The following is a 9,825-nucleotide window of genomic DNA, read 5'->3' on the forward strand; positions in this document are numbered from 1 at the left end:
TTTATCATGAATATTGTAAGGGAGGCGCTGGCCGGCACGCAGGAGTCCAGCGACCTGATGGTGAAAATCGCTCCCGCTCACGGCGAGCTGGAGATAGTCATCCACAGTGAAGTGATTAAGCAGTTTGGCGAGCAGATTCGCCAGGTGGTCAACGACACATTGCGCGCCATGAACGTGCACCAGGGACTCATCATTATTGAAGATAAAGGGGCGCTGGACTGTGTTATTCGCGCCCGCCTGCAAAGCGCGCTGATGCGTGCCGCCGATGATCAAACCATCAACTGGGGGGCGCTGAAATGAGCAAACTCCGCCGCAGTATGCTGTTCCTGCCGGGCGCCAACGCCGCCATGCTTTCCACCGCCTTTATCTACCGGCCTGATTCCATCATGTTTGACCTGGAAGACGCCGTTGCACTGCGCGAGAAAGACACCGCGCGCATGCTGGTGTTCCAAGCGCTACAGCACCCGATGTATCAGGATATCGAAACCGTGGTGCGCATTAACCCGCTGAGCACGCCGTTTGGCCTGCTGGATCTGGAAGCCGCCGTGCGGGCGGGCGTGGACGTAATTCGCCTGCCGAAAACCGATACTCCGGACGATATCTACGAGCTGGAGGGGCACCTGGCGCGTATTGAACGCGAGTGCGGCCGCGAAGTCGGCTCTACCCGCGTCATGGCGGCGATTGAATCGGCCATTGGCGTGATAAATGCCGTGGCGATTGCCCGCAGCTCCCCGCGCCTCATCGGCATCGCGCTGGCCGCCTTTGATTATGTGATGGATATGCAGACCGAGCGCGGCGATGGCACCGAGCTGTTCTACGCCCGCTGTGCCGTATTGCACGCCGCCCGCGCGGCGGGCATCGACGCCTTCGACGTGGTGTGGTCAGACGTTAACGACGAGGCCGGGTTCCTGCGCGAGGTCGATCTGATCCGCAAGATGGGCTTTAACGGCAAATCGCTGATTAACCCGCGCCAGATTGACCTGCTGCATAACGCTTACGCCCCGACGCAGGAAGAGGTGGAACACGCGAAGCGAGTGATTGAGGCGGCAGAAGAGGGCGAGCGTAACGGCCTGGGCGTGGTGTCGCTCAACGGCAAAATGGTGGATGCACCGATTATTAACCACGCGCAGGTGGTGCTGGAGCGCGCGGCGGCCTCCGGCGTGCGTCGGTAAGGATGACAGAATGAACCAGACTGAACTTCTCCATATGAATTTCCCCCATCTGCGGGGCTTAAAACCGTTTGATACCGCCCACAGCGCGACGCCGTGGCTGGCGGATGCTGACGCGAAGCACAGCCGCAAACTCTGCGCCTCCGTTGAAGAGGCGGTGAAGCGCTGCGGCCTGCAGGACGGGATGACCATCTCTTTCCACCACGCGTTTCGCGAAGGCGACCGGGTGATCAACACCGTCGTGGCGCTACTGGCGCGAATGGGTTTCAAAAACCTGACGCTGGCCTCCAGCTCGCTGATGACCTGCAATGACGCGCTGATTGAGCATATTGAAAGCGGCGTCATCACCCGCATTTACACCTCCGGAATGCGCGGCAGGCTGGCGGATGCCATCTCCCACGGGCTGATGGACGAGCCGGTGCAAATTCACTCCCACGGCGGGCGCGTGAAGCTCTTGCAGGACGGCGAGCTGAATATCGACGTGGCGTTTCTCGGCGTGCCGTGCAGCGATGAGTTTGGCAACGCCAACGGCACCCACGGTAAATCCTGCTGCGGCTCGCTGGGCTACGCCATGGTGGATGCGCACTTTGCCCGCAAGGTGGTGCTGCTCACCGAAGAACTGGTGCCGTTCCCCAATATGCCCGCCAGCCTGGTGCAGGACCAGGTGGACTACATCGTGCAGGTTGAGAGCGTCGGTGACCCGGCGAAAATCAGCGTTGGCGCGGCGCGCGTCACCAGCAACCCGCGCGAGCTGATGATCGCCCGCTATGCGGCGGACGTGATTGAACATTCCGGCTACTTTAACCCGGGCTTCTCAATGCAGACCGGCTCCGGCGCGGCGGCGACCGCCTGCACGCGTTTTATGGAAGAGAAAATGGAGTGCAGCGGCGTGAAGGCGCGCTTCGCGCTTGGCGGCATCACCGGCAGCCTGGTGGATTTGCACGAGAAGGGGCTCATCGAAAAGCTGCTCGACACCCAGTGCTTTGACGGCCAGGCGGCGGCGTCTCTGGCGCGCAACCCGAACCACGTGGAGATCTCCACCAATGTTTACGCCAATCCCGGCAGCAAGGCGGCAAGCTGCGACCAGCTCGACGTGGTGATCCTCAGCGCCCTCGAAATCGACGTTGATTTCAACGTCAACGTCATCACCGGCTCCGACGGCGTGATGCGCGGCGCGTCCGGCGGACACTGCGACGTGGCCGCTGCGGCGAACCTCACCATCGTCGTCGCGCCGCTGCTGCGCAGCCGCATTCCGACGGTCGTGAAGCGCGTCACCACGCGCCTCACGCCGGGTGAGAGCATCGACGTGCTGGTCACCGATCACGGCATTGCGGTTAACCCGGCGCGCCCGGAGGTGCGTGAGCGGCTGATGGCTGCCGGGCTGAAGATTGTGGATATCAACGCGCTCTATGAACGGGCGATATCGCTGACGGGCGTACCGAGGCCGATTGAGTTTACCGACAAAATCGTCGGGGTGATCCGCTACCGCGACGGCAGCGTGATCGACACCGTGCGACAGGTGAAGGAGTGATTATGACAGTAGCGACACCCGTGCGGGCGGGTGTCAGCCTGGACGAACTGCTGGCGGCGAAAGAGCGCCGCGCAGCGCGTCAGGCTGACATGCTTGAGCACTATCAACAACCGGTGATTTCCCTCACGCTGGTCACGCCAGGGGAAATTAAAGACAGCCTGCGCTATCGCAACACCATGGGCGTAGCGCTCCAGACGTGCGACCAGCTGCTATGGGAGAACCGCTGGCAGGTGCTGGACCGTCAGGTGCTGTGGCTTCCGACCGGGCCCGAGGCCCTGTGGTGCGTGGCTCATCCGGCAGCGGAAATTAAAGCGCACTGCGCGGATCTGGAGCAGACGCACCCGCTCGGCAGGCTGTGGGATCTGGATGTTATCTGCCCTCAGCATGGCCACGTCGGGCGTCAGTCGCTGGGGGCAAATCTCAGACGCTGCCTGATCTGCGACGAACCTGCGCATGCCTGTTCCCGCTCGCGGAACCATCCCGTTGAGCAGGTGGTTTCCCGGGTGGAGAAGATGATTGATGACTGGTTTGCTCGCGACTAAACCCCGCATTGCGGACGTGCCCGCGCTTGCCGAAGCGGCACTGTGGCAGGAGCTGGAGCTGACGCCCAAACCGGGGCTGGTGGACAAGCTCAATAACGGTTCCCACCGCGATATGGACCACGCGCTGTTTGCCCGCAGCATTGTGGCGATTACGCCGTGGTTTGCGCGCTTTGCTGAACTTGGTAACGCGCATGCGGATAAGCCCGCTGACGCACAGCTACGGATTATCCGCCCAATGGGGATGGCCTGCGAGCAGGCGATGTACGCCGCGACGAACGGCGTGAATACGCACAAAGGCGGGATTTTTGCCCTGGGTTTACTGTGCTTCGCCGCCGGACGTGTGAACAATCTTTCTGCGGACAGCCTCTGTTGTGAGGTGGGTAACATCTGCCGCGGGCTGGTGTCGCGAGAGTTGGCCGCGCGCAGCGGGCAGGCGACGGCGGGCGAGCGGCAGTTTCAGCAGCACGGCTTAACCGGCGCGCGCGGTGAGGCGGAAAGCGGCTTTGCCACGGTGCGTAAGGCGTTGGCTCAGTGGAACGGACGGTCGCTTCACAGCCTGCTGTTACGCCTGATGTCAGTCAATCAGGACAGCAATCTGGTGTCGCGCGGTGGCATGGAAGGGCTGCGCTACGTTCAGGACTACGCGCGGGAATTGCTGGCTAACGGCTGGGACCGCGAAGCGTTGCTTAAAATGGATATCGCATTGATAGAACGCAATCTGAGTCCGGGCGGCAGCGCGGATTTGCTGTCGGTGGGGTGGGTGCTTTCTGCAATAAAATAGCCGGGTGGCGGCTTCGCCTTACCCGGCCTACGGTTGGGTTTTGTAGGCCCGGTAAGCGTTAGCGCCACCGGGCACAACACACCAAAGATTAGTGCGCGATCGGCTGCACACCGTTCGGCACACGCACGTGCTTGTACTTGAACAGCGCGATGAACGCGAAGAACAGCACCAGCGAGTATGCGGCGAAGATCAGCCACACCGGCTGCCAGTTGGTGATGCCGTTGGTGGTGTACATCTCTACCACTTTACCGCTCACCACGCCGCCCAGAATACAGCCGAAGCCGTTGGTCATCATCAGGAACATGCCCTGTGCGCTGGCGCGGATTTCAGGCTTCACTTCTTTTTCCACGAATACGGAACCGGAAATGTTGAAGAAGTCGAAGGCACAGCCGTAAACAATCATCGACAGCACCAGCAGTACGGTGCCGAATGCGCTCGGGTCGCCGTAGGCGAACAGACCAAAGCGCAACATCCATGCCGCGATACTGATCAGCATGACGTTCTTGATGCCGTAGCGGCTCAGGAAGAACGGGATGGTCAGGATGAACAGCGTCTCAGAGATCTGGGAGATGGACATCATCACCGACGCATGCTCAACGATAAAGCTTCCGGCAAACAGCGGATTGTTATCGAAGCTGTGCAGGAAGGTGTTGCCGAACATGTTGGTGATCTGCAGCTCTGCGCCCAGCAGCATGGAGAAGATAAAGAAGATCGCCATCCGTTTGTTTTTAAACAGCGCGAACGCGTCCAGACCGAGCATGGTGCTCCAGCTCTGGTTTTTCTGCTGGTTTGAAACCGGAATGGTTGGCAGCGTCAGGGTGAAGATCGCCAGCAGCACGGAGAGCGCGGCACCGATGTAGAGCTGCATATGGCTCAGTTCAAAGCCTGCGAAGCTCACGCCCCACATTGCCATGATAAAGCCGATGGTGCCCCAGATACGGATTGGCGGGAAATCGGTCACGATATCCATCCCGGCAGATTTCAGGCGGTAGTAAGAGATGGTGTTGATCAGCCCAAGCGTTGGCATATAGGCCAGCGAGTTAAGCAGGATCACCATAAACATTGCCCCTGGCGTGGTCACTTCGGCCGCCATAAACAGCGTCCCCGCGCCCACCAGATGGCAAAGCATGTACAGCCATTTCGCACTTAACCATTTATCCGCCACGATACCGAGCAGTGTTGGCATGAAGACCGCCGCGATACCCAGCGAGCTGTAGACGGCACCGATTGACGCACCATCGAACTTGAGCGTCACAAACATATAGGAGCCGAGTGTAGTCAGCCAGCTACCCCACAGGCAGAACTGCAGAAACGACAATATTTTAAGCTGCAGCTTAAGGTTCATGTTACTTTCCTCACAAGTGAGCGGGAGATATGTTGTTTTTGGAACATTCAGGGTTGTTATTTGATGCAATTCTATCAGTTGGCAACGATATGTTTTGTTACCTCCCGCAAAAAAATGCAATCCACATTAATTTGCAGTTTGGATTGTGATGCAAATAACATTTTCGTATGGGTGGGGTGAGTGAGTGCGGCCTAATGCCCTCACCCTGACCCTCTCCCACGGGGAGAGGGAAAGCAGAACACCTTCTCCTTGCAGGAGAAGGTGTGTTGATTATCGACGACGATAGTTCTTCTGCGCCGTATTGACCTTATACAGATAGCGGCGGGACTCCGCTGATGGGTGGCGGGTGGTGAGGGTTGAGTAAACATCCCCCGGCGCCATGCTGTTGATGATGTTTGCGGCCTGCACTTTGTCGTTCGAGAAGACGCGCAGCACGCTGCCCGCGCCGCCGTTATAGGCGGTGATTACGGCATAGCGGCGTGAGGTCGGGTTATCGATGCCGCCGAGATAAACATTGTTCAGCATCGCCAGATAGGCCGTGCCGGTATCAATGTTGCTCTGGGGATCGAACAGATAGCTACGGCTCGGCGTGCCGGATTTGCCCTGCGCGCGGAAGACATCTTTACCGGCGCTGTGCTGGACTACCTGCATCAGCCCCAGGGCGTCGGAACGGCTAACTGCGTAAGGGTTGAACGACGATTCGGTCTGCATAATCGCCAGGATCAGCGACTCATCCACGCCGTACTTACGTGATGCCTGACGCACCATGCCAAGATACTTATGCGCACGCTTGTCGAGGTGGTTCGGCACGAGGTTGATGGTGACGCTATAAATTATCTTCAGGCCGTTAGAACGGCTCTTCAGTCGCGTCTGCAGCAGATAGTCGGCAAATTTCGTGGCGCGACCTTCCCAGCGGATTGGCTGGCCGGTTTGATCGACAACCTGACCGTACAGGAACGGCTCTTTCGAGATGGTGATATCGTCGGCATCGGAGTAGAGATCGATAGATCCCGGGTCGTCACCCATCAGCAGGGTTTTGATAATCGCCTGACGCAGTCGTGCCGCAGGGTCAGTACCCGCGATGGTTTCAATGGTGATCGTACCCTCATCAAAGTTGATGTGGCTACGGGTCAGATAGGCGTCGGTGTACTTAACGTAGTCCTTCGGTCCGGCAATAAGAACTTCGTTAAATCCCCATATGTTCTCGATGTTGTGGGCAAACTGCCCCATCAAAATGTCAAAACCGTTGGTGTCCTTGATCCAGGCTTCGTTGTAATCATCGCCTTTTTTTGACGAACAGGAGACCAGCAACGGCGCAACAAGGGCTAGCGCTAAAAGTTTTTTCATCATTCCGGGCGTGCGTGTTGTGTTTGCTTAGTCGTTGCTATTGCCCGGCGGCGCTTCGCTTGCACGGGCCTACGGTTTTGTAGGCCGGGTAAGCGAAGCGCCACCCGGCAACAGCCGCTCAATATTATTTTTCTGGAGGCGTATAGCCTTCGATGTGCACGTCTTTGCCTTCAAACAGGAAGTTCACCATCTCCTGTTCCAGCAGCTTGCGGTGTTCCGGGTTCATCATGCTGAGCTTTTTCTCGTTAATCAGCATGGTCTGCTTTTTCTGCCACTGTCCCCAGGCTTCTTTGGAGATCTCGTTATAAATGCGTTTACCCAGATCACCCGGATAAAGCTGGAAATCCTGGCCTTCAGCGTCACGCTGCAGGAAAGTACAAAAAATCGTTCTGGCCATACTCATTCCTCTTTTTATTGTCGATGCTAAACCATTGCACCGGCACGTAATTGCTGTAACAGGCGCTCCACGGGAGCCGCCAGTCCGACTGATGGCGGTTGCGCTAAGTTATACCAGAGAGCGGTGCCTTCATCCATGCACGAGGCAAATGAGGACACGGGAAGCCACATCGGCACAATATCCAGGTGGAAATGGCTGAAGGTATGGCGAAACGCGGTCAGCTGCGTCAGGTTATCGGCAGCAATACCGCGCTGTTTAAGCCATTCACGCAGCAAATCTTCATCTTCAAACTGTGGGAAGCAGTATAGACCGCCCCACAGGCCGCTCGGTGGACGCTGGGCCAGGAACACCTCGTCGCCGTGCTGCATCAGCAGCATGTAACCGGTGCGCTCCGGTAGCGTCTGCTTCGGTTTTTTCCCCGGGTATTGCGCCCATGAATGGTTGGCGTAGGCCACGCAGAGAGTATTGAGCGGGCAGAGTTCGCACTTGGGTTTTGAGCGCGTGCAGACCATCGCACCCAGATCCATCATCGCCTGGTTAAAACGTTCGACGCCGTTGGCCGGGGTAACCGCTTCACTGATCTCCCACAGACGTTTCTCAACCTCTTTTTTACCGGGCCAGCCGTCCACGGCATAGCAACGTGCCAGCACGCGCTTCACGTTGCCGTCGAGGATCGGGAAATGCTTACCCAAAGAGAGGGAGAGAATGGCTCCCGCCGTTGAACGCCCGACGCCGGGTAAATCTGCCACTTCATCGAAGGTTTCCGGGAATTTACCGTTGTGGCGCGTGGCGACCTGCTGCGCGGCCTTGTGCAGATTACGCGCGCGGGCGTAATAGCCCAGGCCTGTCCACAGGTGCAATACCTCGTCCAGCGGGGCATTCGCCAGGTCTGTTACCGTCGGGAAGCGTGCCATAAAACGCTCAAAGTATGGGATCACCGTGGCGACCTGCGTTTGTTGCAACATCACTTCGGAGAGCCATACTTTGTAAGGCGTTTTTTCAATTTGCCAGGGCAGGGTTTTACGCCCGTATTTGTCGTACCAGTCCAGCACCTGGGCTGAAAATTGAGAGGCTTGCATGGTCATCGATTCACATAATCAGGGACGCAGATTGCAGCACAGCGTCAATCTGCTGTAAACCGGATCTTTCCCATGCTTGCATAGACGCCTTAACTTTGGATAATGCCCGTTTCCCGAACATTCTCACAAGCAGACAACTCTTTTATGAAAAACGACGTCATTTCACCGGAATTTGATGAAAACGGTCGCCCGCTGCGCCGTATTCGCAGCTTTGTCCGTCGTCAGGGCCGCCTGACAAAAGGGCAGCAACATGCGCTGGACAACTACTGGCCGGTGATGGGCGTTGAGTTCAGCGAGCAGCCGCTGGACTTTGCCGGGCTGTTTGGCCGCGAAGCGCCAGTCACGCTGGAGATTGGTTTTGGTATGGGCACCTCTCTGGTGACCATGGCGCAAGCTCGCCCGGAGCAGAACTTCCTCGGTATTGAAGTGCACTCCCCGGGCGTCGGCGCGTGTCTCGCAACTGCCCATGAAGAGGGTGTAGAGAACCTGCGCGTCATGTGTCATGACGCGGTGGAAGTGCTGCACAAAATGATTCCTGACAATTCTTTAACCATGGTTCAGCTCTTTTTCCCTGACCCGTGGCACAAAGCACGTCATAATAAACGCCGTATCGTTCAGGCACCGTTTGCCGAGCTGGTGAAAAGCAAGCTGAAACTGGGCGGCGTCTTCCATATGGCGACCGACTGGGAACCTTATGCGGAACATATGCTGGAAGTGATGTCGTCTCTGGACGGGTATAAAAACCAGTCTGAAAGCAACGACTATGTTCCGCGTCCGGATTCACGTCCGGTAACGAAATTTGAACAGCGTGGCCATCGTCTTGGTCACGGTGTATGGGACTTAATGTTCGAGAGGGTGAAATAATGGCAAAGAATCGTAGCCGTCGTCTGCGTAAAAAAATGCACATCGAAGAATTCCAGGAAGTGGGTTTCTCCGTTGCGTGGCGTTTCCCGGAAGGCACCAGTGTAGAACAGATCGATCAGGACGTGGATGCGTTCATCAACGACGTGATTGAGCCCAACAAGCTGGCCTTCGACGGTAGCGGTTACCTGGCGTGGGAAGGTCTGATCTGCACCCAGGAAGTGGGTAAATGCACCGAAGAACATCAGGCGCTGGTTCGTAAATGGCTTGAAGACCATAAGCTGGAAGATGTCCGCGTCAGCGAACTTTTCGACGTTTGGTGGGACTAATAAAGCAGTCAAGGGCCAGCATTAGCTGGCCCATTTTGTCTGAGGGAGTGTTTAAGATGCGCAAAACGTTGCTGGCTGTTGCTTTGATGGCAACCGGATTCACCGCCCATGCGGAGTATAAATGTAGCGTCACCCCGCGTGATGACGTGGTGTTAAGCCCGCAAACCGTGCAGGTCAAAGGCGAGAACGGCAATCTGGTGATTACGCCGCAAGGGAACGTCACCTTTAACGGCAAAGAGTACAATCTGACAGCCGCACAGCGTGAGCAGGCGAAAGACTATCAGGCCGATTTGCGTACCGCCCTGCCATGGATTAATGAAGGTGCCCTGACGCGCGTCGAAAAGAGCCGTGTTGCGCTGGATAAGATCATTACTAAAGAGGTGGGGGAGAGCAGCAATATGCGCTCCCGCCTGACGAAGTGTCCGAGGACAATAAAGTTGTACA

The 9,825-nt window shown here is 57.3% G+C and carries 12 protein-coding genes; 8 read left to right on the forward strand and 4 right to left on the reverse strand.

Annotation, left to right across the window (positions count from 1 at the left end; all coding sequences use genetic code 11):
- The first annotated feature begins 6 nt into the window (after nt 1-6).
- Genes citD through citG form a run of 5 tightly spaced genes read left to right on the forward strand, consistent with a single transcriptional unit; the run spans nt 7 to nt 4,023 of the window.
- Entirely contained in the window at nt 7-300 is a 294-nt protein-coding gene (citD, locus tag ACOTXR_RS23160) for a citrate lyase acyl carrier protein (RefSeq protein ID WP_014885207.1), read from the forward strand.
- Complete coding sequence (citE, locus tag ACOTXR_RS23165) at nt 297-1,172, forward strand: citrate (pro-3S)-lyase subunit beta (protein ID WP_047345185.1); 876 nt, start codon at nt 297-299, stop codon at nt 1,170-1,172. The genes citD and citE overlap by 4 nt, the downstream gene beginning before the upstream one ends.
- Nucleotides 1,173-1,182: 10 nt before the next feature.
- Complete coding sequence (gene citF, locus ACOTXR_RS23170) at nt 1,183-2,700, forward strand: citrate lyase subunit alpha (protein ID WP_058689860.1); 1,518 nt, start codon at nt 1,183-1,185, stop codon at nt 2,698-2,700.
- A gap of 2 nt (nt 2,701-2,702) precedes the next feature.
- On the forward strand, nt 2,703-3,242 hold the full coding sequence (gene citX / locus ACOTXR_RS23175) for a citrate lyase holo-[acyl-carrier protein] synthase (RefSeq protein ID WP_058689859.1): 540 nt from the start codon (nt 2,703-2,705) through the stop codon (nt 3,240-3,242).
- On the forward strand, nt 3,220-4,023 hold the full coding sequence (gene citG / locus ACOTXR_RS23180; protein WP_058689858.1) for a triphosphoribosyl-dephospho-CoA synthase CitG: 804 nt from the start codon (nt 3,220-3,222) through the stop codon (nt 4,021-4,023). The genes citX and citG overlap by 23 nt, the downstream gene beginning before the upstream one ends.
- A gap of 88 nt (nt 4,024-4,111) precedes the next feature.
- Here citG and ACOTXR_RS23185 read toward each other — a convergent pair whose 3' ends face one another.
- The 4 genes from ACOTXR_RS23185 to mutY all read right to left on the reverse strand — a co-directional run bounded on the left by ACOTXR_RS23185 (nt 4,112) and on the right by mutY (nt 8,191).
- Nucleotides 4,112-5,368, reverse strand: a complete 1,257-nt coding sequence (locus ACOTXR_RS23185) for a nucleoside permease (RefSeq protein WP_058689857.1) — start codon at nt 5,366-5,368, stop codon at nt 4,112-4,114.
- Between the two features lie 270 nt (nt 5,369-5,638).
- Nucleotides 5,639-6,715 carry a membrane-bound lytic murein transglycosylase MltC gene (gene mltC / locus ACOTXR_RS23190; RefSeq protein WP_014885201.1) on the reverse strand — a complete coding sequence of 359 codons (1,077 nt, stop codon included), beginning with the start codon at nt 6,713-6,715 and terminating at the stop codon, nt 5,639-5,641.
- A gap of 124 nt (nt 6,716-6,839) precedes the next feature.
- Entirely contained in the window at nt 6,840-7,112 is a 273-nt protein-coding gene (locus ACOTXR_RS23195; protein ID WP_003862425.1) for an oxidative damage protection protein, read from the reverse strand.
- A 26-nt stretch (nt 7,113-7,138) separates the two neighbouring features.
- The gene (gene mutY / locus ACOTXR_RS23200) at nt 7,139-8,191 is read right to left on the reverse strand and encodes an A/G-specific adenine glycosylase (protein WP_172971189.1); all 1,053 of its coding nucleotides are present in this window, start codon (nt 8,189-8,191) and stop codon (nt 7,139-7,141) included.
- Nucleotides 8,192-8,335: 144 nt separating this feature from the next.
- Between mutY and trmB the strand changes: the two genes are divergently transcribed.
- The 3 genes from trmB to ACOTXR_RS23215 form a co-directional block, all read left to right on the forward strand.
- Nucleotides 8,336-9,055: a tRNA (guanosine(46)-N7)-methyltransferase TrmB gene (trmB, locus tag ACOTXR_RS23205; protein WP_014885199.1), complete on the forward strand. Its 720-nt coding sequence runs from the start codon at nt 8,336-8,338 to the stop codon at nt 9,053-9,055.
- The gene (locus tag ACOTXR_RS23210; protein WP_014885198.1) at nt 9,055-9,381 is read left to right on the forward strand and encodes a YggL family protein; all 327 of its coding nucleotides are present in this window, start codon (nt 9,055-9,057) and stop codon (nt 9,379-9,381) included. The genes trmB and ACOTXR_RS23210 overlap by 1 nt, the downstream gene beginning before the upstream one ends.
- A 56-nt stretch (nt 9,382-9,437) precedes the next feature.
- On the forward strand, nt 9,438-9,825 hold a 388-nt coding region (locus tag ACOTXR_RS23215), incomplete at its 3' end, for a DUF2884 family protein (RefSeq protein ID WP_421767122.1).

It is taken from the genome of Enterobacter cloacae complex sp. IR53030, from assembly GCF_049238365.1.
GTDB classification, from domain to species: Bacteria; Pseudomonadota; Gammaproteobacteria; order Enterobacterales; family Enterobacteriaceae; genus Enterobacter; species Enterobacter kobei.

What these genes read in the sequence shown, in the direction of transcription:
- citD (WP_014885207.1), top strand. Translation starts at nt 7, where the DNA reads ATGAATATTGTAAGGGAGGCGCTGGCCGGCACGCAGGAGTCCAGCGAC.
- citE (WP_047345185.1), top strand. Translation starts at nt 297, where the DNA reads ATGAGCAAACTCCGCCGCAGTATGCTGTTCCTGCCGGGCGCCAACGCC.
- citF (WP_058689860.1), top strand. Translation starts at nt 1,183, where the DNA reads ATGAACCAGACTGAACTTCTCCATATGAATTTCCCCCATCTGCGGGGC.
- citX (WP_058689859.1), top strand. Translation starts at nt 2,703, where the DNA reads ATGACAGTAGCGACACCCGTGCGGGCGGGTGTCAGCCTGGACGAACTG.
- citG (WP_058689858.1), top strand. Translation starts at nt 3,220, where the DNA reads ATGACTGGTTTGCTCGCGACTAAACCCCGCATTGCGGACGTGCCCGCG.
- ACOTXR_RS23185 (WP_058689857.1), bottom strand. Translation starts at nt 5,368, where the DNA reads ATGAACCTTAAGCTGCAGCTTAAAATATTGTCGTTTCTGCAGTTCTGC.
- mltC (WP_014885201.1), bottom strand. Translation starts at nt 6,715, where the DNA reads ATGAAAAAACTTTTAGCGCTAGCCCTTGTTGCGCCGTTGCTGGTCTCC.
- ACOTXR_RS23195 (WP_003862425.1), bottom strand. Translation starts at nt 7,112, where the DNA reads ATGGCCAGAACGATTTTTTGTACTTTCCTGCAGCGTGACGCTGAAGGC.
- mutY (WP_172971189.1), bottom strand. Translation starts at nt 8,191, where the DNA reads ATGCAAGCCTCTCAATTTTCAGCCCAGGTGCTGGACTGGTACGACAAA.
- trmB (WP_014885199.1), top strand. Translation starts at nt 8,336, where the DNA reads ATGAAAAACGACGTCATTTCACCGGAATTTGATGAAAACGGTCGCCCG.
- ACOTXR_RS23210 (WP_014885198.1), top strand. Translation starts at nt 9,055, where the DNA reads ATGGCAAAGAATCGTAGCCGTCGTCTGCGTAAAAAAATGCACATCGAA.